This is a genomic window from Bacillus sp. FSL R5-0434 (assembly GCF_038004745.1).
Lineage (GTDB): Bacteria > Bacillota > Bacilli > Bacillales > Bacillaceae > Bacillus > Bacillus halotolerans.
In genome coordinates this window covers 2,601,272-2,625,359 of record NZ_JBBORV010000001.1, presented here as the reverse complement: position 1 = coordinate 2,625,359, position 24,088 = coordinate 2,601,272, and the positions used below count along the sequence as shown (strand labels likewise).

Genomic DNA, 24,088 nt, shown 5'->3' with positions numbered 1-24,088 from the left:
CGTGCCGCTTGTCTATAATTTCTCGTAGAATACATACGAATCTCGAGTGACGGATCTGAGTACGCCGAAGCCCTGTTAAAGAGAGAAGCTCCGTAAGCTGAAAGGAGCTTTATCAGAAGATCGGAGGAAGCTAATCCTGAGTGCAGTTAATCGCTGCCGCACATCCTGCGTTATTGGATGAAAGGTGACGGGCGAATTATAAGGCCTGTAATCAGGGTGGTACCGCGAGACAGCTCTCGTCCCTGTGTAAACGTGTGTTTGCATAGGGGGAGGGCTTTTTTGCTGTCACTGAAGAGAATTTCGATTTTTATAGAGGAGGAAATACAATGAAACACTTAACTTCTGCTGAAGTGCGTCAAATGTTTTTGGATTTCTTTAAAGAAAAAGGACATGCTGTAGAGCCGAGCGCGTCATTAGTACCTCATGAAGATCCTTCACTGCTTTGGATCAACAGCGGTGTTGCGACGCTGAAAAAATATTTTGACGGCCGCGTTGTGCCGGAAAATCCAAGAATCGTAAACGCTCAAAAAGCAATCAGAACAAACGATATTGAAAATGTGGGTAAAACCGCGCGCCATCACACATTCTTTGAAATGCTCGGAAACTTTTCCATCGGTGATTATTTTAAAGAAGAAGCGATCACATGGGCTTGGGAATTTTTAACGAGTGACAAGTGGATTGGTTTTGACGAAGAGCTTCTTTCTGTTACAGTTCATCCGGAAGATGAAGAAGCGTATGAGTTTTGGGCGAAAAAAATCGGTGTTCCGGAAGAAAGAATTATTCGCCTGGAAGGGAACTTCTGGGACATCGGCGAAGGGCCGAGCGGACCGAACACAGAAATTTTCTACGACCGCGGTGAAGCGTACGGGAACGATCCTGACGATCCGGAGCTTTATCCTGGGGGAGAAAATGACCGCTATCTTGAAGTATGGAACCTTGTATTCTCTGAGTTCAACCATAATCCGGACGGCACGTATACGCCGCTTCCGAAGAAAAACATCGATACAGGGATGGGGCTTGAAAGAATGGTATCTGTCATTCAAAATGTCCCGACAAACTTTGATACTGATTTGTTTGTCCCAATCATCAAAGCGACAGAAACGATTTCCGGTGAAGCATACGGCCAAGATCATGTAAAAGACACTGCATTTAAAGTCATCGCCGACCACATCAGAACGGTTGCTTTTGCTGTCAGTGACGGGGCGCTTCCGTCAAATGAAGGACGCGGCTATGTATTAAGACGTTTATTGCGACGCGCTGTGCGTTATGCCAAAACGATTAATATCAACCGTCCGTTCATGTACGATCTTGTGCCGGTTGTTGCTGAGATCATGGCTGCTTTCTACCCTGAAGTAAAAGAGAAGGAAGAATTCATCTCAAAGGTCATAAAAACGGAGGAAGAACGCTTCCACGAAACACTGAATGAAGGACTTGCCATCTTATCAGAAATGATCAAAAAGGAAAAAGATAAGGGCAGCAGCGTCATTTCAGGTGCGGATGTCTTTAAACTTTACGACACGTACGGATTCCCGGTTGAACTGACTGAAGAATATGCAGAAGACGAGAACATGACAGTTGACCATAAAGGCTTCGAAGAAGAAATGAACCAGCAGCGCGAGCGGGCCAGAAATGCACGTCAGGATGTCGGCAGCATGCAGGTGCAGGGCGGCGCATTACGCGACGTAACAGAAGAAAGCACATTTGTCGGCTACTCCCAAACAAAGGCTGATGCCAATGTGATTGTGCTTCTGCAGGACGGCCAGTTAATTGAAGAAGCACATGAAGGCGAAACTGTACAGATCATTCTTGACGAAACACCTTTCTATGCGGAAAGCGGCGGTCAAATCGGCGACAAAGGCTTTTTGCGCAGCGAGCAGGCAGTGGTAAAAGTGAAAGATGTGCAAAAAGCGCCGAACGGCCAGCATGTGCATGAAGGCGTTGTCGAGAGCGGAACCGTTCAAAAAGGCATGCATGTAACAGCTGAGGTTGAAGATCATATGAGAAGCGGCGTGATTAAAAACCATACGGCAACGCACTTATTGCACCAGGCCTTGAAGGATGTTCTTGGAACGCACGTCAATCAGGCGGGCTCCCTTGTGAATGAAAACCGCCTTCGTTTTGACTTCTCACACTTCGGGCAAGTGACAAAAGAAGAACTCGAACGAATTGAAGTCATTGTAAACGAAAAGATTTGGGCAAGCATCCCGGTCAGCATTGATCTGAAACCGATCGCTGAAGCAAAAGAAATGGGAGCTATGGCTCTGTTCGGAGAAAAATACGGTGATATTGTAAGGGTTGTTCAAGTCGGAGATTACAGCCTTGAGCTTTGCGGCGGATGCCATGTCAGCAACACAGCGGAAATCGGCTTATTTAAAATCGTATCTGAGTCTGGAATCGGAGCGGGCACTAGACGGATTGAAGCTGTAACAGGACAAGGCGCTTACGTGGAAATGAACAGCCAGATCTCAGTTTTGAAGCAGACTGCCGACGAACTGAAAACAAATATCAAAGAAGTGCCGAAGCGCGTTGCTGCGCTGCAGGCTGAGCTGAAGGAAGCACAAAGAGAAAATGAATCTCTTCTGGCGAAACTTGGCAACGTTGAAGCAGGCGCGATTCTATCAAAAGTAAAAGAAGTTGATGGTGTCAGCGTGCTTGCGGAAAAGGTAAACGCCAAAGACATGAACCATCTCCGCACAATGGTTGATGAACTGAAAGCAAAAATCGGCTCTGCGGTCATCGTGCTTGGCGCTGTGCAAAATGATAAAGTCAATATTTCTGCCGGTGTTACAAAGGATCTGATTGAGAAAGGCCTTCATGCCGGCAAGCTTGTCAAACAAGCCGCGGAAGTTTGCGGCGGCGGCGGCGGAGGCCGTCCTGACATGGCACAGGCGGGCGGCAAACAGCCGGAAAAATTAGAAGAAGCATTGGCTTCTGTAGAAGATTGGGTGAAATCCGTTTTATAATTTGCCCATGTAGTGTAGAATGATGGTAAGATTAGGACCCCAGGCTGAACTTTGCCTGCGAATTTGGGAAAGAGGTGCAAAACGGTGAGCTCGTTTGATAAAACGATGAAATTTAATTTCTCCGATGATTCTGCCGAGACTAACGTAAATGAGGTGCTGATTACTGTGTATGACGCGCTTCAGGAAAAGGGCTACAATCCAATCAATCAGATTGTCGGATACTTGCTGTCAGGTGATCCCGCTTATATTCCTAGGCATCGTGACGCTCGCAATTTAATTCGCAAACTTGAAAGAGACGAATTAATCGAGGAATTGGTGAAGTCTTATTTAGAACAGCATAAAGAGGCGTAAATAAACAATGAGAATATTAGGGCTCGATTTAGGAACCAAAACACTCGGTGTTGCTCTGAGCGATGAAATGGGCTGGACTGCTCAAGGCATTGAGACCATAAAGATAAATGAAGCAGAGGGCGATTACGGATTACCCCGTTTATCTGAACTGACAAAAGACTATACTATAGATAAGATCGTGCTCGGCTTTCCTAAAAACATGAATGGAACAGTCGGCCCGAGAGGTGAAGCCAGCCAAACATTTGCGAAAGTGCTTGAAACCACGTACAATGTTCCTGTTGTGCTGTGGGACGAGCGTCTTACCACAATGGCGGCTGAAAAAATGCTGATTGCCGCTGATGTCAGCAGGCAGAAACGAAAAAAAGTCATTGATAAAATGGCGGCTGTTATGATTCTGCAAGGATATCTTGACAGCTTAAATTAAAGCCAGAGGTGAATATAATGGAACACGGCGAAAAAAATATTACAATTGTTGACGATCAAGGAAATGAACAGCTTTGCGAAGTGCTGTTTACATTTGAAAACGAAGAGTTTGGCAAATCTTATGTGTTGTACTACCCAATTGAAACAAAGAATGACGAAGAAGTAGAAATTCTTGCTTCCAGCTTTACGCCAAACGAAGATGGTGAAGACGGCGAACTATTCCCGATCGAAACCGATGAAGAATGGGATATGATCGAAGAGACATTAAACACGTTTTTAGCGGAAGAAGACGAAGAGTAAAAACCGCGCCAAAAGCCGGAGCCTATACTGCTCCGGCTTTTTTTCTGCTTATAAAGAGACTTTTTTTGTAATAAATTGCCGAAACAGCATGAATCATGTAGTATAAAAGCTGATGGGAGGAGACCTTATGTATATTAATCAGCAAAAAAAATCATTTTTAAATAAAAAAAGAATTGTACTGTCTTCCATTATTGTGCTGCTTCTCATCATAGGCGGAGCATTTTTATATGGGAAATCACTGCTGGAACCTGTTGAAAAAAACAATAAAACGACAGTTAATATTAACATTCCGAGCGGATCGTCTGTATCTGCGATCGCATCGATTTTGAAGGAAAACAATGTCATAAAAAGTGAAAAGGCATTTCAGTACTATGTGAAATATAAAAAAGCTTCCGGATTCCAAGCCGGGTACTACCATCTGAACAAAGGAATGGATCTGGATGCCATTATCAAGAAGCTGACAAGCGGAGCAACAAACTACGCCTTTCAAATCACGGTCCCTGAGGGGAAACAGCTGACACAGATCGCCGACGCCATTGCGGAGGAAACGAAATACTCAACAAAACAGGTCATGGCAAAGCTGGACGATAAAACGTTTATCAATCAGCTGAAAAAGGAATTTCCGGACACCGTTACAAACGATGTTTTTCAGAAAAATATAAAGCATCCGCTGGAAGGATACCTATTCCCGGCTACATATCCATTCCACGATCCGGATACGTCGCTTGAGAACATCATAACTGAGATGATGAAACAGACAGATTCTTATGTGAAAACATACAAAACAGAAATGAAGAAAGAAAAGCTTTCTGTGCATAAGCTGCTGACGATGGCTTCTTTGATCGAAGAGGAAGCGACTGAAAAAGCGGATCGCCATAAAATTTCCAGCGTCTTTTATAACAGGCTGAAAAAGAAGATGCCGCTTCAGACCGATCCGACCGTCTTGTACGCGGCTGGCAAACATAAAGACCGGGTGCTTTATAAAGACCTTGAAATCGATTCGCCGTACAATACGTATAAAAACACCGGTCTGCCGCCAGGACCGATTGCCAATGCCGGAATGTCGTCATGGGAAGCGGCGCTTCATCCGGATAAAACGGACTATCTGTACTTTTTAGCAAAATCAAACGGTGAGGTCGTATTTACGAAAACATTAAAAGAACATAATAAAGCAAAAGAAAAATATATTTCGGCAAAAAATCAGAAATAAAAGGAGAGCAAAAGCTCTCCTTTTATTCGCATTCCGCAAGGTTTTATGATAAAATATATCGGGTTGTTTACTAACGTATACAAGTTGTGCTCAGAGAGTGTCCTGTGTCAAAGACTGGGGCACTCCTTTTTAGAACGGGAGGCTGTTTATTGTGACAGACCGCTATGAACAAATAAATGACTATATAGAAGCATTATTGAAGCCTCAGCCGGATAACGTGAGGAAACTGGAAGCATATGCGGAAGAACATCATGTTCCGATTATGGAAAAAGCGGGCATAGAAGTGTTGCTCCAAATTTTGTCTGTCAAACAGGCGAAGAAAATACTGGAGATCGGAACGGCTATCGGTTACTCGGCCATTCGAATGGCGCTGGCACTGCCGTCTGCAGAAATATATACGATTGAACGCAATGAGACACGCCATGAGGAAGCTGTTAACAACATAAAGGATTTTCAGCTTGATGACCGAATCCATGTGTTTTACGGGGACGCGCTCGAATTAGCAGAAGCCGTTCATGTCACAGCGCCATATGATGTGATTTTCATTGATGCTGCTAAAGGTCAATATCAAAACTTTTTTCACTTATATGAACCGATGCTTTCGCCAGACGGGGTGATTTTAACAGACAACGTGCTGTTTAAAGGTCTGGTGGCAGAGGATTACAGCAAAATAGAACCAAAAAGAAGGCGCAGGCTGGTATCAAAAATCGATGAGTATAATCATTGGCTGATGAATCATCCGGATTATCAAACTGCGATTATCCCTGTTGGGGACGGGCTTGCGATCAGTAAAAAGAAGAGGTGAACGTCATGAAAAAGCCAGAGCTCTTAGTCACACCGACAAGTACGGCAGACATTTTGCCGCTGATTCAGGCGGGGGCAACTGCGTTTTTAGTTGGGGAACAGAGATACGGTCTGAGATTAGCGGGGGAATTTTCCCGTGAGGATGTAACGAAAGCGGTAGACATTGCCCATAACGAAGGTGCAAAAGTATACGTTGCCGTAAATGGAATTTTTCATAACGATAAAGTGGGAGAACTTGGCGATTATCTCGCTTTCTTAGCGGAAACGGGCGTTGATGCGGCTGTATTCGGCGATCCTGCGGTTCTTATGGCTGCACGTGAATCAGCGCCGGAGCTGAAGCTTCATTGGAGCACAGAAACGACAGGAACCAACTATTATACATGCAACTACTGGGGACGTAAAGGCGCAGCTCGATCTGTGCTTGCCAGAGAATTAAATATGGACAGCATTGTTGAGATCAAAGAAAACGCAGAAGTTGAAATTGAAGTTCAGGTGCATGGAATGACCTGCATGTTCCAGTCGAAACGTTCCTTGATCGGAAACTATTTCGAATACCAAGGCAAAGTCATGGACATTGAAAGAAAGAAAAAAGAATCCGGCATGTTCCTGCATGATAAGGAACGCCATAATAAATATCCGATTTTCGAAGATGAGAACGGCACACATATCATGAGCCCGAACGATGTGTGTATCATTGATGAACTTGAAGATCTAATAGATGCGGGAGTCGATTCGTTCAAAATCGACGGTGTTCTGAAATCATCTGAATACTTAGTGGAAGTCACCAGCATGTACAGAGAAGCGATTGATCTGTGTGCGGAAAACCGTGACGATTACGAAGCGAAAAAAGAAGACTGGATCGAACGTATTGAAAACATTCAGCCAGTAAACAGAAAAATAGATACCGGCTTCTTCTTTAAAGAAACGGTTTATTAATGAAAAGGAGGTTACGTTATGACTGCCGTAAATGATAAGATTTCTAAAATAGTTGATGGTAAGCGTGTGATTACGAAAAAGCCAGAGCTTCTCGCGCCTGCGGGGAATCTTGAAAAGCTGAAAATTGCTGTGCATTACGGAGCGGATGCCGTCTTTATCGGAGGGCAGGAATACGGGCTTCGTTCGAATGCGGATAACTTTACGATTGAAGAAATCGCAGAGGGCGTGGAATTTGCGAAAAAATACGGCGCGAAAATTTACGTCACGACAAATATTTTTGCCCACAATGAGAATATTGACGGGCTTGAAGATTATTTAAAAGCTCTCGGTGACGCCAATGTTGCCGGCATCATTGTGGCAGATCCGCTTATTATCGAAACCTGCCGCAGAGTAGCTCCTCATGTTGAGGTTCACTTGAGCACGCAGCAATCTCTCTCCAACTGGAAGGCTGTTCAGTTCTGGAAGGAAGAAGGGCTTGACCGTGTGGTGTTAGCCCGTGAGACAAGCGCGCTCGAAATCAGAGAAATGAAAGAAAAAGTAGATATCGAAATTGAATCCTTTATTCACGGTGCGATGTGTATTGCATACTCCGGCCGCTGTGTCTTGAGCAATCACATGACAGCCCGCGATTCCAACCGTGGAGGCTGCTGCCAGTCATGCCGCTGGGATTATGATTTATATCAAACCGACGGTGCCAATGCCGTTGCTTTATACAGTGAAGAAGACGCTCCGTTTGCAATGAGTCCGAAAGACTTGAAGCTGATTGAGTCGATTCCGAAAATGATTGAAATGGGCATCGACAGCTTAAAGATTGAAGGACGGATGAAATCCATTCACTACGTAGCGACAGTTGTCAGCGTATATCGTAAAGTGATTGACGCTTATTGCGCTGATCCCGATAACTTTGTGATTCAAAAAGAATGGCTGGAAGAGCTTGATAAATGCGCCAACCGTGACACTGCGACAGCTTTCTTCGAAGGAACACCAGGCTATGAAGAGCAAATGTTTGGCGAACACGGCAAAAAAACAACATTTGATTTTGTCGGCTTAGTGCTGAATTATGATGAGGATACACAAATGGTCACTCTTCAGCAGCGCAATTTCTTCAAAAAAGGCGACGAAGTAGAATTTTTCGGTCCGGAAATCGAAAACTTTACACATACGATTGAAACCATTTGGGACGAAGACGGAAATGAGCTAGACGCTGCCCGCCATCCCCTGCAAATTGTCAAATTCAAATTAGACAAAAAGATTTATCCGAGCAACATGATGAGAAAGGGGAAGTAATCACCCATGGGTAAGAGTCCAGTAGTCATTGGAATCGCAGGAGGTTCCGGTTCAGGAAAAACGAGTGTAACACGTTCAATTTATGAACAATTCAAAGGGCACTCGATTTTAATGATCCAGCAAGACCTCTATTATAAAGACCAAAGCCATCTTCCATTTGAAGAAAGGCTGAATACAAACTATGATCATCCGCTTGCGTTTGATAATGACTATTTAATCGAGCATATTCAAGACCTATTGAATTACCGTCCGATTGAAAAGCCGATTTACGATTATAAGCTTCACACACGGTCAGAAGAAACGGTTCACGTAGAGCCGAAAGACGTGATTATTCTTGAAGGCATTCTTGTTCTTGAAGATAAAAGGCTGCGCGACCTGATGGATATCAAGCTTTACGTTGACACAGACGCTGACTTGCGCATCATCAGACGGATTATGAGAGATATTAATGAGCGCGGACGCTCTATTGATTCTGTCATTGAACAATATGTGTCTGTTGTCCGCCCGATGCACAATCAATTCGTTGAGCCGACAAAGCGATACGCTGATATTATTATCCCGGAAGGCGGACAAAATCACGTTGCAATTGATCTGATGGTCACAAAAATTCAAACCATTCTTGAACAAAACGCGATTTTGTAATACCATAGCATAGACATAAATAACTCTGACCATATTATGTATAGGCAGGAAGGGGATGTGTAAATTCCCTTCTTTCCCTGTTTATAAACGCGAAATATTTGCAGAACCACAAGATTCAGTTTAAGATAAACAGTACCAATATGGGAGAGAAGAACGAGGACTGCCCTGTGTTCTCATTCTTGTATTTTAGTTTATGCTCTCATACATAATCGAAGATGTTGAGGGACAACCAGAAGGAGTGAAGGGACATGGCACAAGAGAAAGTTTTTCCTATGACTGTAGAAGGAAAACAAAAACTTGAACAAGAATTAGAATATTTGAAAACGGTTAAACGAAAAGAAGTAGTAGAGCGCATCAAAATCGCGAGAAGTTTCGGGGATCTTTCCGAAAACTCTGAATACGACTCAGCGAAAGAAGAGCAGGCATTCGTAGAGGGCCGTGTAACGACTCTTGAGAATATGATCCGCAATGCGAAAATCATTGAAGATGACGGCGGCTCTAACGTTGTCGGTTTAGGTAAAACCGTCACTTTCGTCGAACTGCCTGATGGTGATGAAGAATCTTATACAATCGTCGGAAGCGCTGAAGCTGATCCGTTTGAAGGGAAAATTTCAAACGACTCGCCGATCGCTAAAAGCCTGCTTGGCAAAAAAGTAGATGATGAAGTCACAGTTCAGACGCCGGGCGGAGAAATGCTCGTGAAAATTGTGAAAATTTCATAATATCCGTTTAGCAAAGAAACACCTCGTCCACAATGTGGGTGAGGTGTTTTTTTATGAAGTTATCGAAACGAATGAAGCTGGCTGTCCTGGCTTTTTTAATCGTGTTTTTTCTGCTTTTGCTGAGGCTCGCGGAAATCCAGCTGTTTTTCACAGAATCATTTTCGAAAAAGAAAATTAATTTAATACAGGAAAGTGTTAATCAGCGGACGGAGGAAGTGCTCATTTCTGACGGCAGAGGATCGTTTTTAGATCGAAACGGCCAAGCGCTGACGGGTACAAGCGAGCCTGCGGTTGTCTTGTTCCCTTTTCTGTTAACGCAGGACTGGCCGATTAAAAAAGTCGCAGAGATTCTCGGCATGTCTGAAGATGATTTGCATCAGACTCTTGCAAAATCGAAAAAACCAGTTATTTTACATCAAAAGAAAATCAAAACACTTTCGAAGGAATCTATCACAAAAATCAATTCTTTGAAATATCCTGGCATTTACGGCGTATATATGGAGAATGAAGACAAGCCCAGTCTTGCCTCGCATACGATAGGCACAACCAATCAAGATCCGGCGCTTCTCCGCAATAAGTATCCAGAAAAGGAAAACCTGCCGATTAAAACGAAAATCGGCACAACTGGTTTAGAACGGACATTTGATGAGTTTTTGCTCCCGGAACAGGACACGAAGCTTTTGTATCATGTGGACGGAAAAGGAAACCCTTTGTTCGGCATGGACGTCAAATATACAGCTGAGGCCAACTCATTTTATCCGCTCCAAGTCAAAACAACGATTGATCAAAGCATTCAAAAAGCGATAGAAGGCATACTAGATGATCAGGGGCTGAAAAAAGGAGGAGCGGTGCTGCTGGACATCGAAAAGAGCAGTGTGTTGGGCATCGTAAGCAAACCGGATGCCGATGTGTCCAGACAAAACACGCTTCAAAATTATATGCTGACGCCAATCTATCCCGGCTCCGTTTTTAAAACTGTGATAGCGGCAGCTGCGATTGAGCATAACGCGGTAAAGCCGAGTCAAACCTTTAATTGTAATTTAAACCTGTACGGCGAACCGGGAGACGACAAAGGAACCCTGTCCTTTGAAGAAAGTTTCGCACAAAGCTGCAATTACACGTTTACAAGTCTTGCCGAACAATTAATGAAGAAAGACCATTCCGTCATTGAAGACATGTCAGAAAAGCTGTCCCTTACAGATCGGGCAGGCTGGGAAGGAAAACTGTACCACGAGTCAGATTTCCGCCAATTCTATAATGAAAAAAGCGGTGTGATTTGGGGGGATGAAAAAGACAAATCAGTCAAAAAAGCAATTGCGCAAACAGCGATCGGGCAGAAAAATGTAAAGGTAACGCCGCTTGAGGTAGCTAATATGATGGCGACAATCGCCCGCGGCGGTGAAAAGCGGCAGGTGAAAATCGCAGAGCAGATTGAATACAAAAACGGCACAACGCTCGTCAAGTTTAAAGATCAGAAGCTTAAAGGAGAAACAATAGACAAATATACGGCACAGCAGCTTCAAAAAATGCTGCGGCGGGTGGTGGAATCTCCTTCCGGAACGGGCAGAAGGTTTCAGGATCTCTCGTATACTGTAGCAGGGAAGTCAGGCACCGCCCAGACAGGCAAGCTTTCAAAAGATAAAGAAACGCTTTATGAAAAATGGTTTGCCGGGTATTTTCCCGCGGATAAGCCGAAATACGCGCTTGTCGTATTGCACATGGATACGCCGGGGGATAAGGCTCTGACAAATTCGGTGTTTTATGATATTGTTAAAAAAGTACACGAAATTGAAATCAATCAGAAATAGAACAACTTCTCAGCACATGGTAAAATATATGCTGAGCCAAGAGGGATAAAGGAGTGCAGAATTATTGAGCAATAATCAATCTCGTTATGAAAACCGTGATAAGCGCAGGAAAGCTAATTTAGTGCTTAACATCTTAATCGCAATCGTATCTATTCTAATTGTTGTAGTAGCAGCCAATCTCTTCATTAACAGTCCTTCTAGCAAAGATGTCAGCAAGGATTCTGAAACGGCGCAAAAACAGGAATCTCCGGCTTCAGGAAAGACGGAAAAGAAATCGGATGAGGATATAAAAGACAGTAAGAAAGATACATCTGACAGCGAAAAGGATTCTGAGAAATCTTCTGACTCAGATTCAGATTCCAAAAAAGATGATTCTTCTAAAAGTGATGACTCTGATTCTGATTCAGACTCAAATTCAGATGACCCGCTTAAAGACGCAAAAGTCACAGAAGGCGGCTCATCAAGTGATGTGGAAAAAACGTATGAAAATCCTGACTGGAAAGCAGTCGGAACTGAGCAGAAGGGCGAGCATGCTGCCACTTATGACTCAAGCTCACAAGACTGGGCTGAGATGCTGAAAGCCATATCATATGCAACCGGTGTTTCAACAGATAACATGACCGTGCTCTGGCTCGGAAATAACGGCAGCCCTCAGGATGCCAAAGGTAAGATTTTAGATAAAACGAGCGGAGAGAAATATCAAGTAACGATTACATGGGTTGATGAAAAAGGCTGGAAGCCGACAAAAGTAGAAAAATTAAAATAAACAAAAGCAGCCGAATCTTTCGGCTGCTTTTGTTTTACACCTCAGCCGCAAAATGAACAACGGCGCTGTAAAAAAATTTTCCGTCTGCCACAGCAGTTTGATGCGAGACAGATTTCACACGCAGCATGATTGCTTTATTGTTTTCAATTTGTGTGTTGATTTTCTTTTCAAGCTCCTGCAATGATGCCGCTTCGAAAAATTCTACTTTGTCTTTAATCAGATCCAATTGAAAATTCATCTTTCGACCCCTCCGCCTTTACAAGTCATATGAAGTATAAGCCTTTTTACGCTGTACGCGCAATATATGACTGGATAAAAAACACAAAGTGTTTTAGTACCTACTTTCAAGAAGATATGGTAAGATAGGAACTGTTCCATCATTAATTCATAGTATGCTTATAGGAATTATAAAATATGGAGTGTGACAACTATGGGACGTGAATTTATCCCTCTTTTTGAGGATTGGGCCGCAACTTACGATCAAACAGTTCAAGGTTTTGATATTCAGTATAAAGAGGCGTTCAGAGGCTATGATGATATTTTGAATGCCATTGTCAGCCGGTCAGGGATTCGTGTATTAGAATTTGGGCCAGGGACCGGCAACTTGACAGCGAAACTGCTTGAAGCGGGGAAATCTGTATTTGGAGTCGAGCCGTCTCCGGCGATGCGCAAGTTAGCATCTGACAAGCTTCGCGGCAGGGCGGAAATTGTTGACGGAGACTTCCTGACATTCCCTGAACCGCCATTTCAGGCTGACACGATTGTCAGTTCATATGCTTTTCATCATTTGACTGACGAAGAAAAACGAGCCGCAATAAAGCAATATGGCAAATACCTTCACATGCATGATAAAATAGTGTTTGCCGATACTGTCTTTGAACACGAGGAAGCGTATAATCAAGCCATTGATAAAGCACGTTCTCAGGGCTTCTATCAGCTGGCGAATGATTTAAAGACAGAGCATTATCCCACATTGGAAACGATGAAAGAGATGTTTACAGCTGAAGGTTTTGCAGTCCAATTCATTCAGCAAAACGACTTCGTGTGGATAATGGAGGCGATCAAACGGTAAAGTGAAGGGAATGTGTATAGATGAAACTAGCAGTCATCGGAGCAATGGAAGAGGAAGTAACCATCCTAAGAAACAAACTGGAAAATGCAAAAACAGAAACGATCGCGCACTGTGAATTTACAACAGGCCAATATGAAGGAACTGAAGTCATTCTTTTAAAATCAGGAATCGGAAAAGTGAATGCTGCGATCAGCACGACACTTCTGCTTGATCGCTACAAGCCTGATTATGTGATTAACACAGGCTCAGCGGGCGGATTTCATCATACACTGAATGTGGGAGACGTCGTCATTTCTACTGACGTTCGCCATCATGATGTAGATGTAACGGCCTTTGATTATGAATACGGACAGGTGCCAGGCCTTCCGGCTGCTTACGCCGCAGATGAAAAGCTGATCAGCATTACTGAAGAAGCGATTTCTGAGCTTGACGGCATTCAAGTTGCAAAAGGAACGATCGCAACAGGTGATTCTTTTATGAATGATCCGAAGCGGGTCGAAGAGGTGCGTGCGAGATTTTCTGATCTGTATGCGGTTGAAATGGAGGCAGCGGCAGTCGCTCAAGTGTGCCACCAGTTTAAAACGCCGTTTGTTGTGATCAGAGCATTATCTGATATCGCAGGAAAAGAATCACATGTATCATTTGACCAATTTTTAGAGCAGGCCGCTGTTCACTCAACAGAGCTTGTGTTAAAAGTGATCAAACGAATTCATTAAAACGGGGGAGTGTTCTCCTCCGTTTTCCCTAAAACAACCTCTATCAAGGAGGAGGACATATATGACAGTTATTACGGACATTACGGAGCTGATTGGGAATACACCGCTTCTCCGCTTGAAGAATTTTGATATTCCTGAAGGAGTGGCTGTATATGCCAAGCTGGAAATGATGAACCCTGGCGGAAGCATAAAAGACAGACTGGGAGATATGCTGATTCGTGACGCCCTGGATTCAGGCAAAGTGAAGCCCGGGGGAGTCATTATAGAGGCAACGGCCGGAAATACAGGTATCGGGCTTGCCCTTAACGCCAGAAAACATGGTTTAAAAGCCATTTTCTGTGTTCCGGAACATTTCAGCAAAGAAAAGCAGCAAATTATGCAGGCGCTAGGAGCGTCAATCGTGCATACGCCGCGTAAAGACGGAATGCAGGGAGCCATTCGAAAAGCGATACAGCTGGAGAGGGAAATTGATAATTCCTATTGTGTTTTGCAATTTAAAAACCGAGTAAATCCATCGACTTACTATAAGACTCTTGGGCCTGAAATATGGAAAGCGCTTGACGGGAATATTCATACGTTTGTCGCGGGGGCAGGATCAGGAGGCACATTCGCGGGAACAGCATCCTTCTTAAAAGAAAAACATCCCGCAGTCAAAACAGTGATTGTCGAACCGGAAGGCTCCATATTAAACGGCGGAGAGCCTCATGCTCATAAAACAGAAGGGATCGGCATGGAGTTTATCCCTGACTATATGGATGAAAGCCATTTTGATGCAATATATACGGTAACAGATGAGAATGCTTTTAGACTTGTTAAAGAAGCGGCTGAAAAAGAGGGCCTGCTGATCGGAAGCTCTTCAGGTGCAGCGCTTTATGCGGCATTGGAGGAAGCGAAAAAATCGTCTGCCGGAACAAATATTGTCACAGTATTCCCAGACAGCAGTGATCGGTATATCAGCAAACATATATACGAAGGAGGCATCTGATATGAAGAAAAAAACATTGATGGTACATGGCGGGATCACAGGTGATGAGAAAACAGGAGCTGTTTCCGTTCCGATATATCAAGTGAGCACGTACAAGCAGCCAAAAGCAGGCCAGCATACCGGCTATGAATATTCAAGAACGGCCAACCCGACAAGAACTGCACTGGAAACGCTTGTGACAGAGCTCGAAGCCGGGGAAGCAGGTTATGCGTTCAGCTCAGGAATGGCTGCAATTACAGCTGTTATGATGCTGTTTAACAGCGGAGACCATGTGGTTTTGACTGATGACGTGTACGGCGGGACATATCGAGTGATGACAAAGGTGCTTAACCGTCTCGGCATTGAATCAACTTTTGTGGATACAAGCAGCAGAGAAGAAGTCGAAAAAGCGATTCGTCCCAATACAAAGGCAATTTATATTGAGACACCGACAAATCCGCTTCTCAAAATCACCGATTTATCACTGATGGCAGATATTGCGAAAAAAGCGGGGGTTCTTCTAATCGTAGACAACACCTTTAATACACCATATTTTCAGCAGCCGCTTACTTTAGGCGCTGATATCGTACTTCACAGTGCGACTAAATATCTCGGCGGGCACAGTGATGTTGTCGGCGGTTTAGTTATTACAGCTTCGAAAGAGCTTGGAGAAGAGCTGCATTTTGTGCAAAATTCAACAGGCGGCGTGCTCGGCCCTCAGGATTCATGGCTGTTAATGAGAGGGATCAAAACACTGGGGCTCAGAATGGAAGCAATCGATCAAAACGCGCGGAAAATCGCAAGCTTTCTTGAGCAGCATCCTGCTGTTCAAACGTTATATTACCCTGGTTCTCCAAACCATCCGGGACATGAGCTTGCGAAATCTCAAGGATCAGGCTTTGGAGGCATGATCTCCTTTGATATTGGCAGTGAAGAGCGAGTGGATGCCTTTTTAGGCAAACTTAAGCTGTTTACAATTGCAGAAAGCCTGGGCGCTGTAGAAAGCTTAATTTCTGTTCCGGCTAGAATGACACATGCTTCTATTCCGAGAGAGCGCCGGCTTGAACTCGGCATTACGGACGGCTTGATCAGAATCTCTGTGGGAATAGAGGATGGGGAGGATTTGCTGGAAGATATCGAGCAGGCTCTTAACATTTTATAACAAATGGATAGATTTACTTTCTCTGTAAGCTGCCAGAGTATATTATAATAGTCGTATACTATGAATCTGGCAGGTGATTCTTTTATGAAGAAGAATAGAATGAAATCATTAAAAGAAGACTACAAGCATTTCGCTTTTACCTTGCTTGCAGTCAGCACTTTTTTATATATAGGCGCGGTTCTTCCTGATCAGGGCTTAACGTTAGGCCAGAAATCAGTTATGTTTATGACGGATTGCGTGTTTTTAGCTGGCGCTTTCTTTTGCGCCGACCGTTCACTTGTATATAAGAAGCGCTTGGAAGAAGCCGACGAATAAAAAAACAGCCATCAACTGATGGCTGTTTTTTGTTATTCTTCCCGCAGCTCTTTTCCCATGCCTTTTAAAAACTGAAGGCCGAAGCCGACTGCTCTGTTAATATCAGGGTCGTTCATCGCTTTTAAAAGATCGAGAATGCCGACTTTCTTGTCTTCTTTTAAAAAGCTTTGCGCCTGTTCGGTTCCCGCCATTACGCTTTCTAAAAGCTTGCCTGTAAACGCAGGATCAGCCTTTGTCAAAGCGCCTCCAGCCGCCATCATCGTGTTGATGAGGTTTGTGACAGGCTCGCGAGATACCTGGCCAAGCGCGATATTGGCGATGTCTTCTTTCGCCCTCAGCATGCTTGCTGCTGCATCAAAGATGCCAAGCTCATTAAGTTCACTCATTAACGTCATGGTTTTCGAGACGGCATCCTCATTTTCCGTCAGCAGCTCCTTCAGCTCCTCGATTTTCTCAAGCTTGATTTGCTCCGCTGTTTTTGTTTCTTTTTTGATCGTTGTAATCGGAGTGGCCATTTTCGTTTCCCCCTTTCATTTAATCAGTCAAATGGACATAACCCGGGCGTTTCCATTTTCTTTCTGCCTCGACGCCGTTTTGCGGATTCCGTTTCTTGTTACGCGGATTTGTTTTAGGAAGCGGTGCGCTTTCGCAGCCTCCAAGCACCTCCATGCGAACCTTCGTCTGTTTGTAAGCAGGCGTGTTCGTGCGTTTATCAGCCGCAGGCCCTGTCAGGAAGTTAATCGCTGAATCCTTGTCTGTCGAGTTCATCGGCAGGTAGAGTTCATTTTTTCGCACACGGTCAGTAATGAGCGCATTTAATTTAACAGCTCCGAACGGAGAAACGAGGCGAACCAGTGAACCGTCACAAATGCCGCGCTCCTGTGCAAGCTCCGGTGATACTTCGACGAATACATTCGGCACTTTGGATTGAATGCCTTTCGATTTATTTGTCATATTTCCTTCATGGAAATGCTCAAGCATCCGGCCGTTATTGATGTGAAGATCATATTCCTCAGGGAAAGCGGCAGGTTCAGTCCAATCAGACAGTGCAAAACGGGCTTTCTTGTCTGGGAAATTAAATCCGTCTTCATACAGAAGCGGCGTGCTTTCACCTGTGAAGCTGCCCCATAGGAAGGTGTTCCAGCCTTCAAGCACCTCATAGCTGGCTTTTCCAAATAGAGGAGAAAGACTCGCCATTTCAGAGAAAATGTCGCTTGGATGGCTGTAGCTCCATCCGGCTCCTAAGCGGTTTGCCACCTCTTGAATAATCCACCAATCCGGTTTCGCGTCTCCAAGTGTCGGAAGCGCTTGATACAATCGCTGCACACGGCGCTCTGTATTGGTAAACGTTCCATCTTTCTCAAGAGATGGAGTGGCAGGCAAGACGACATCGGCATATTGAGCCGTTCTCGACAGGAAAATGTCCTGAACCACGAAGAAATCAAGGCTTGATAAAATATCATGCACATGGTTCGCATTCGAATCGACCAGTGCCATATCTTCACCAACAAGGTACATGGCCTTCATCTTGCCTTCTTCAATGGAATGAAGCATTTGAATATTGTCTAAACCTGGTTTTCCTTCAATCTCCACACCATAAGCCTTTTCAAATTTGGCGCGTGCTTCGTCATCTGTAATATGCTGATATCCCGGAAGCCAGCCTGGCAATGTCCCCATATCGCAAGCGCCTTGAACGTTATTGTGGCCGCGCAGTGGATAAGCGCCGGCACCCGGACGGCGGTAGTTGCCTGTTGCCAGAAGCAGGTTCGAAATCGCTGCTGACGTATCAGAGCCGCCCGTATTTTGAGTAACACCCATTCCCCAAAGAACACAAGTGCCGTCAGCGTCACGAATCATTTCGGCAATTCGAATGATGTTTTCTTTAGAAAGGCCTGTGATGCGTTCCGCATAATCAAGCGTATAGGTTTTAAGCGTTTCTTTATAATCTTCAAAGTAATTCACGTTCTCATCAATAAACGCTTGATCATGCCAGCCTTGGTCGATCATATATTTCGTAACGGCCATCAGCCATACTTGGTCTGTACCTTGTTTAGGACTGATGAACAGATCAGACCGCTCAGCCATCTCATTTTTCCGCAGGTCGGCAACGATTAATTTTTGTCCATGGAGCTTGTGTGCACGTTTGACCCGTGTTGCAAGCACCGGATGTCCTTCAGCCGGATTGGCGCCGACGATGATGACGAGTCCGGCCTTGGCAATATCTTTAATCGTGCCGGCGTCACCGCCCATGCCGACCGTACGGAACAACCCGTCTGTAGCAGGAGACTGACAGTAGCGAGAGCAGTTATCGACGTTATTTGTTTCAAATACCTGACGCGCTAATTTTTGGATGACATAGTTTTCTTCATTCGTAATTTTAGAAGAAGAAATGAATCCGACAGAGCCTTTGCCGTATGTTTCTTTAATTGCACCTAATCTGCTTGCGACTAAATCGAGGGCTTCTTCCCAAGATGATTCAACAAAAGCCCCGTTTTTACGGATTAAAGGCTTTGTGATCCGCTCTTCAGAATTGACGAAATCCCAGCCGAATTTCCCTTTGACACATGTAGAAATCGCGTTAACAGGAGCGTCGGAAACAGGCTGGATTTTTAAAATATCCCGTCCTTTTGTCCATACTTCAAAGGAACAGCCGACACCGCAGAACGTACATACCGTTTTTGTTTTTTTCGTTCTTGTTTCACGCATTGCCGCTTCAACTTCAGAAATGGCAAAAATGCTGCTGTACCCCGGTTCAACATTTTTGACAAGGTCAATCATTGGTTCCATGACATCCTGCTTGATGCCCGTCATAAAGCCAGCCTGGCCAAGCATTGATTTTTCCATCAGTGCATTACACGGACAAACCGTGACACATTGGCCGCAGCTGACACAAGAAGATTCATTGATTGAAACTCCTTCATCCCAAATAACCCGCGGACGTTCGCGTTCCCAGTCGATAGAGAGTGTTTCATTGACTTGAAGGTTCTGACACACCTCAACACACTGGCCGCAGGCGATGCATTGGTTTGGATCATATCGGTAAAACGGGTGAGACATATCAACCGCACAAGAAGGATCTTCTTTTGGCGTATAAGGGTATTTTTGATGCTCGATCCCCATCATTTCCGCTGTATTATGCAGTGTACAGTTCCCATTGTTATTATCGCAAACTGTACAATACAGCAAATGATTTTCAAGAAGGCGGTCCATTGCTTCGGTTTGTGCCTCTTTCACCCGATTTCCCGAAAGATCAATTGACATTCCGTTTTCAGCGACCGTAGAGCATGAACGAACCAGCTTGCCGTCTGCCTCTACAATGCATGTATCGCATGTTTGAATCGGATCAACCTCTGGGACGTGGCAGATTTGCGGATACTCAATCCCATTTTCATTTAAAATATCTAAAATTGTGGCCCCTGCTCGTGCTTGAATTTCTGTTCCGTCAACGCGGACACTGATCGACTTATCGTCCATCATATTCATATTCCCCTCCATCTTTCTTTCAAGAAGTCAAAAAAGCCATGTATAGATACACCTGTCTTTCATTCACAGAAGGTGTAAACACACATGGCGGAATAGTTCACTAGCAAGTCTTACTAACAGACCAATCCTGGATTTTTATAAACCGATAGACTCATAACAAGATCCTATTACAAATCCATCAACACTGCTTTTATTATAAAGTGATATTTATTATAATACAATATGACAGGAAAATTTTAACCAAGTGAAATGTCCTGAGGGGAACCGGGAACGGCCTTTTTTAAGGCAAAATCGGAAGGGGTAATCAGCATGTCAAAGAAAATTCATGAGTTCAATGATATTATTCGAAAACTTCGCAAGGAATTGTTCGGCAAAGGACCTGAACGGATTCACACGGTATTTGTAGATAATATGGCTGTGTCGACGCTCTACGGCAACCTGAGCGCGAGCGAGCAGTTTATCGCCCGCACGCCTGAGGGAAGAGAAATGGTACATGCGGCCCGGACAAGCCTGATTCAAGACCTTTACTCTAAAAAAACGCCGGAAGGAATGGAGGAGCTGATCGGGGCTAAGCTTGTTCATTTGTTTTCTGATATCAAAATTGAAGAAAATATCGCCGTATCTGTTTTTGTCTTTGACCGAAAAATTGACGACCAAAAAGAAGTCCTTTTTAACTAGCATATTTGCCATTGACACAAAATTGTCACATTTGATATGATGTTTTTACTGCAGTTATAGAAGGACAAAAGCAATGGAATGTATGCACGAACTGTATATATTCTCTATCAATATCTTAATTCTGCTTGATGTTGTTGTATGGGTATGCACACAAGTTAGGCAGCATTCAAACACCTGATTGATACAGGTTATTTGAGTGCTGCCTTTTTTGATGCTTTTCTTTTATAACTGTAAAAATGGAGAAACAATGGGGGCGTATTTAGTATGGGTTTTCGGAAACCGGATGAAATAGCAGAAGCAGCAATTGAAGCAGGGATGAAAAAGGTAAAGCTTCCGCTGCTGTCTCTCTTGGTGCTGGGGTTTTTAGGCGGTGCCTTTATCGCACTCGGTTATTTGCTTGATATCAGGGTGATCGGCGATCTTCCGAAAGAATGGGGAAGCATGTCCAGTTTTATCGGGGCTGCGGTATTTCCTGTAGGACTGATACTTGTGGTTCTTGCAGGGGCTGAGCTGATTACAGGAAATATGATGTCAGTGGCAATGGCGTTATTTTCGAGAAAAATATCACTAAAGGAATTGGCGGTTAATTGGGTGATCGTCACCATTATGAATCTGATCGGCGCTTTGTTTGTTGCTTACTTTTTCGGCCATCTTGTCGGCTTAACCGAAACGGGGCCATATTTGGATAAGACGATCGCTGTTGCACAAGGCAAGCTTGATATGAGCTTTGGCAAGGTTCTCGTTTCCGGCATCGGCTGTAACTGGCTGGTGTGTCTTGCAGTTTGGCTTTCCTTCGGTGCTCAAGATGGCGCAGGGAAAATTTTTGGCATCTGGTTCCCTGTCATGGCCTTTGTGGCAATCGGATTTCAGCACGTTGTCGCCAACATGTTTGTGATTCCGGCTGCCATTTTTGCAGGCTCGTTTACGTGGGGGCAGTTTATCGGAAACCTCATTCCGGCTTTTATCGGCAATGTTATTGGAGGAGCAGTGTTTGTCGGATTCATCTATTTTATCGCATATCATAAGAAAGACTGCTCCAGAAAAGAAATGAAACAGGTATCATAAACAAGGGACAAAGACCTCGATGAATCACACAATTTACGTCCATTTTTAGAAAAAGATGTTTACAAAATGGAATTTTGTGGATATACTTACAAAGTAAGAAAAAAAGCAAAGGAGGCTGAATCAAAATGACAATGCGACAACGACGCAGACCAGTTAATGGCTCACGCAATGTACAAAGAATTTGTAATGGTTTATTCAGCCTGTGGAAGAGTCCGTGTCCTTCCTTAACCGATGCTTATCGCACGCATTAAATTCGGAATCGTCGGACATACGCAACTCCCCGCAGGCAGTAGAGACATGGGTGTCTTCTTTTGTCTGCGGTTTTTATGTGCCCGCAGCAGGGAGATGCCGCGGGTTATTTCGCTTGGGGCGGACTTTGAAAGGGGGTGAGCGATATGACGATTAACCTATTCTTTTTGACTTTAACGATTAACAAGCGGTTTAAAAGCCCGGAAGAGTTCGAACAAGAACAGCAGATCGAGCAGATTTATGATGAAATGAAAGAATCTCAGCTGAAACATCTTTATTTGACAAACTGGCGCTAATAAAAGGAAACAAAATACAGAAGGGAGAGATGACAAATGCTTAAAATGGAACTATTGATGCATTATACGATGGAGAAGGACCAAGTTTAGCGAATGAAGCTGTCAAGGAAATGCCGTCCTGCATATCATAAAAAAAGCAGCACTTTATGTAAGGGCAGGTGATGGCATGATGAACTTTCAACAAAAAAGGCTGCCGTCGATAGGTCATGGTTATGCATCCATGCCGCATTCCTTCAAACACGGCTATGGCAATCCATTCCGTCAGCAGAGACTGGCGGCGATGCAGCAGCAAAGGATGTATATGTTCCCATATCATTGGCATTAAAAAGCGGGCGGAAAACATTTTGTTTTCTGCCTTTTTTTGCGGGAAAAAATGAAAATGTTCAGTTCTGTTGAAACATTTCTAAACACATTGCCGTCTAGTTGATATCTTCATTCTGTATAAGAAATGAAGCGATGTTTATTTTTTCAATATAATAAATAAGCACAGGAAACCAAAAGCAGGTGTTTAAAATGCTAGAAAACAAACTTTATAAACGAGCGAACCTATTGAAATTATTTTCTGGGAAATATAAGAAAACTAAAATAATTGAGCATATGATGATTGATTCTATAGACATACAAGAAAATGACAGAATTTTAGAAATTGGAACCGGAAACGGCTCTGTCTTTAAGACAATAACGGAAAAACTAGAAAAGGGAAGCATAAAAAGCATCGACTCTTCTAAGCGAAAAGTAAGACAGGTATCTCGTGCAATCCAAAAGCAAAAGAAAACAGATCAAGGGGGAATTTTCCATGGTCATCCGGAAAGGATCCCCTTTGAAGACCGTACCTTCAATAAAGTATTTTCTTTACATACGGTTCAGGCTTGTACTGATGTCAGGCTCGCATTAAGAGAGATTTATCGAGTGCTTCAAATTGACGGCCGATTTTACATCAGTATTGATAATAATGCAGAAAAAAACGAGAAAAAATATATTCAATTGCTGCAAGATCAGCATTTTAGAGACATTTCTGTCATCAGACGCGATTCGTGCCTTTGTATTGTCGCTGTTAAATAAAAAATTTCTCGGGAAATATATCCAGACTTCTGACATTCAGGGATTTGGGTATATTTTCTTAATTTTATATTTTTTGCATAGCATTTATATTAAAAAAAGTTTTTTTCATATAAACTATAAACATAAGAATGGGTAAGAGGTGATTCGAGACAGAGTGGATATCATTTATGAACAAACGGAATGAATGTTCATTCCTAAATGAATCGGAGGTTTTAAGTTTACATGGCATCCGCACTTATCAGTAAATACGATTTGATCATGAAGGCATCGCTCTCGCTTTTTACGGAAAGAGGATTTGATGCCACCACCATCCCAATGATAGCAAAAAGAGCTGAAGTTGGTACAGGCACGATTTATCGCTACTTTGACAGCAAAGAAACACTCGTCAATGTTTTGTTTCAAGAAAGCATTCAGCGTTTTTCAGAAAAGGTAAAGCGAAATTATTCTGAAATGCCTGTCAGAGAGGGCTTTCGCCACATATTTTGCTGTCTCGTTCAATTTACGAAGGAGAGCGACTACGCGCTGTTTTTTCTTGAAACGAAAAAGGATGCTCACTATTTAAATGAAACAAGCAAAAAAATGATAGAAAACCTGACTCAAATGCTTGACGATTTCTTTAACAAGGGAAAAACAGAAGGAGTGATCCGCTCCTTGCCCTCCAATGTATTAATTGCGATTGTATTAGGCGCATTTCTCAAGTTGTATCAGCTTGTGCAACAAGGTGATATAGAGATGAATGCTGATTTGATTTCTGAATTGGAGCAGTGCTGCTGGGACGCGATTAAACTTCATTCATTGACTTCAGAAGAATAAA

At 43.6% G+C, this 24,088-nt stretch carries 26 protein-coding genes; 23 read left to right on the top strand and 3 right to left on the bottom strand.

What is annotated here, in order from left to right; all coding sequences use genetic code 11:
* Nucleotides 1-326 precede the first annotated feature (326 nt).
* From alaS to NYE43_RS13515, 12 genes are all read left to right on the top strand, one after another.
* Nucleotides 327-2,963: an alanine--tRNA ligase gene (alaS, locus tag NYE43_RS13570; protein WP_095714639.1), complete on the top strand. Its 2,637-nt coding sequence runs from the start codon at nt 327-329 to the stop codon at nt 2,961-2,963.
* A gap of 84 nt (nt 2,964-3,047) precedes the next feature.
* On the top strand, nt 3,048-3,314 hold the full coding sequence (locus NYE43_RS13565; RefSeq protein ID WP_003225903.1) for an IreB family regulatory phosphoprotein: 267 nt from the start codon (nt 3,048-3,050) through the stop codon (nt 3,312-3,314).
* Between the two features lie 7 nt (nt 3,315-3,321).
* Nucleotides 3,322-3,738, top strand: coding sequence for a Holliday junction resolvase RuvX (gene ruvX, locus NYE43_RS13560; protein ID WP_024122301.1), 417 nt, complete (start codon nt 3,322-3,324; stop codon nt 3,736-3,738).
* Between the two features lie 17 nt (nt 3,739-3,755).
* Nucleotides 3,756-4,037: a DUF1292 domain-containing protein gene (locus tag NYE43_RS13555; protein ID WP_010335105.1), complete on the top strand. Its 282-nt coding sequence runs from the start codon at nt 3,756-3,758 to the stop codon at nt 4,035-4,037.
* Nucleotides 4,038-4,164: 127 nt separating this feature from the next.
* Nucleotides 4,165-5,247 (top strand): endolytic transglycosylase MltG, encoded by a 1,083-nt coding sequence (gene mltG, locus NYE43_RS13550; RefSeq protein ID WP_216394341.1) that lies wholly within the window; start codon nt 4,165-4,167, stop codon nt 5,245-5,247.
* A 151-nt stretch (nt 5,248-5,398) separates the two neighbouring features.
* Complete coding sequence (locus tag NYE43_RS13545; protein WP_024122299.1) at nt 5,399-6,052, top strand: O-methyltransferase; 654 nt, start codon at nt 5,399-5,401, stop codon at nt 6,050-6,052.
* Nucleotides 6,053-6,057: 5 nt separating this feature from the next.
* Nucleotides 6,058-6,987, top strand: coding sequence for a peptidase U32 family protein (locus tag NYE43_RS13540; RefSeq protein WP_101864613.1), 930 nt, complete (start codon nt 6,058-6,060; stop codon nt 6,985-6,987).
* Between the two features lie 18 nt (nt 6,988-7,005).
* Nucleotides 7,006-8,274 carry a peptidase U32 family protein gene (locus NYE43_RS13535; protein ID WP_044154332.1) on the top strand — a complete coding sequence of 423 codons (1,269 nt, stop codon included), beginning with the start codon at nt 7,006-7,008 and terminating at the stop codon, nt 8,272-8,274.
* A gap of 6 nt (nt 8,275-8,280) precedes the next feature.
* The gene (udk, locus tag NYE43_RS13530; RefSeq protein ID WP_010335100.1) at nt 8,281-8,916 is read left to right on the top strand and encodes a uridine kinase; all 636 of its coding nucleotides are present in this window, start codon (nt 8,281-8,283) and stop codon (nt 8,914-8,916) included.
* A 248-nt stretch (nt 8,917-9,164) separates the two neighbouring features.
* Nucleotides 9,165-9,638 carry a transcription elongation factor GreA gene (gene greA, locus NYE43_RS13525; protein ID WP_010335099.1) on the top strand — a complete coding sequence of 158 codons (474 nt, stop codon included), beginning with the start codon at nt 9,165-9,167 and terminating at the stop codon, nt 9,636-9,638.
* Nucleotides 9,639-9,691: 53 nt separating this feature from the next.
* Entirely contained in the window at nt 9,692-11,446 is a 1,755-nt protein-coding gene (locus NYE43_RS13520; protein WP_024122296.1) for a peptidoglycan D,D-transpeptidase FtsI family protein, read from the top strand.
* A 64-nt stretch (nt 11,447-11,510) separates the two neighbouring features.
* Nucleotides 11,511-12,212 (top strand): YrrS family protein, encoded by a 702-nt coding sequence (locus tag NYE43_RS13515; protein WP_024122295.1) that lies wholly within the window; start codon nt 11,511-11,513, stop codon nt 12,210-12,212.
* Between the two features lie 34 nt (nt 12,213-12,246).
* On the opposite strand, the gene NYE43_RS13510 is transcribed toward NYE43_RS13515, so the two are convergent.
* The gene (locus NYE43_RS13510) at nt 12,247-12,450 is read right to left on the bottom strand and encodes a YrzA family protein (protein WP_024122294.1); all 204 of its coding nucleotides are present in this window, start codon (nt 12,448-12,450) and stop codon (nt 12,247-12,249) included.
* Between the two features lie 192 nt (nt 12,451-12,642).
* Between NYE43_RS13510 and NYE43_RS13505 the strand changes: the two genes are divergently transcribed.
* From NYE43_RS13505 to NYE43_RS13485, 5 genes are all read left to right on the top strand, one after another.
* Nucleotides 12,643-13,284 (top strand): class I SAM-dependent methyltransferase, encoded by a 642-nt coding sequence (locus NYE43_RS13505; RefSeq protein ID WP_024122293.1) that lies wholly within the window; start codon nt 12,643-12,645, stop codon nt 13,282-13,284.
* Nucleotides 13,285-13,304: 20 nt separating this feature from the next.
* Nucleotides 13,305-14,000, top strand: coding sequence for a 5'-methylthioadenosine/S-adenosylhomocysteine nucleosidase (gene mtnN / locus NYE43_RS13500; RefSeq protein ID WP_024122292.1), 696 nt, complete (start codon nt 13,305-13,307; stop codon nt 13,998-14,000).
* A gap of 61 nt (nt 14,001-14,061) precedes the next feature.
* Nucleotides 14,062-14,985: an O-acetylserine dependent cystathionine beta-synthase gene (locus tag NYE43_RS13495; RefSeq protein ID WP_213417775.1), complete on the top strand. Its 924-nt coding sequence runs from the start codon at nt 14,062-14,064 to the stop codon at nt 14,983-14,985.
* A gap of 1 nt (nt 14,986) precedes the next feature.
* Entirely contained in the window at nt 14,987-16,126 is a 1,140-nt protein-coding gene (locus NYE43_RS13490; protein ID WP_024122290.1) for a bifunctional cystathionine gamma-lyase/homocysteine desulfhydrase, read from the top strand.
* A gap of 84 nt (nt 16,127-16,210) precedes the next feature.
* On the top strand, nt 16,211-16,441 hold the full coding sequence (locus tag NYE43_RS13485; protein WP_010335091.1) for a YrhC family protein: 231 nt from the start codon (nt 16,211-16,213) through the stop codon (nt 16,439-16,441).
* A 32-nt stretch (nt 16,442-16,473) separates the two neighbouring features.
* Here NYE43_RS13485 and NYE43_RS13480 read toward each other — a convergent pair whose 3' ends face one another.
* Complete coding sequence (locus tag NYE43_RS13480) at nt 16,474-16,956, bottom strand: DUF1641 domain-containing protein (RefSeq protein ID WP_326323342.1); 483 nt, start codon at nt 16,954-16,956, stop codon at nt 16,474-16,476.
* Between the two features lie 19 nt (nt 16,957-16,975).
* Nucleotides 16,976-19,918: a formate dehydrogenase subunit alpha gene (fdhF, locus tag NYE43_RS13475; protein WP_101861182.1), complete on the bottom strand. Its 2,943-nt coding sequence runs from the start codon at nt 19,916-19,918 to the stop codon at nt 16,976-16,978.
* Between the two features lie 315 nt (nt 19,919-20,233).
* Between fdhF and NYE43_RS13470 the strand changes: the two genes are divergently transcribed.
* The 6 genes from NYE43_RS13470 to NYE43_RS13445 all read left to right on the top strand — a co-directional run bounded on the left by NYE43_RS13470 (nt 20,234) and on the right by NYE43_RS13445 (nt 24,087).
* A complete protein-coding gene (locus tag NYE43_RS13470; RefSeq protein ID WP_024122287.1) occupies nt 20,234-20,602 on the top strand; it encodes a DUF2294 domain-containing protein in 369 nt (122 codons plus the stop codon).
* Between the two features lie 264 nt (nt 20,603-20,866).
* Nucleotides 20,867-21,667 carry a formate/nitrite transporter family protein gene (locus NYE43_RS13465; RefSeq protein ID WP_341062118.1) on the top strand — a complete coding sequence of 267 codons (801 nt, stop codon included), beginning with the start codon at nt 20,867-20,869 and terminating at the stop codon, nt 21,665-21,667.
* Nucleotides 21,668-22,062: 395 nt separating this feature from the next.
* Nucleotides 22,063-22,212: a YrzI family small protein gene (locus NYE43_RS13460; RefSeq protein WP_024122284.1), complete on the top strand. Its 150-nt coding sequence runs from the start codon at nt 22,063-22,065 to the stop codon at nt 22,210-22,212.
* A 166-nt stretch (nt 22,213-22,378) separates the two neighbouring features.
* Complete coding sequence (locus tag NYE43_RS13455) at nt 22,379-22,537, top strand: hypothetical protein (RefSeq protein WP_162859479.1); 159 nt, start codon at nt 22,379-22,381, stop codon at nt 22,535-22,537.
* Between the two features lie 179 nt (nt 22,538-22,716).
* On the top strand, nt 22,717-23,274 hold the full coding sequence (locus tag NYE43_RS13450) for a class I SAM-dependent methyltransferase (RefSeq protein ID WP_341062117.1): 558 nt from the start codon (nt 22,717-22,719) through the stop codon (nt 23,272-23,274).
* 222 nt (nt 23,275-23,496) lie between these two features.
* A complete protein-coding gene (locus tag NYE43_RS13445) occupies nt 23,497-24,087 on the top strand; it encodes a TetR/AcrR family transcriptional regulator (RefSeq protein ID WP_024122281.1) in 591 nt (196 codons plus the stop codon).
* Nucleotide 24,088: the final 1 nt, after the last annotated feature.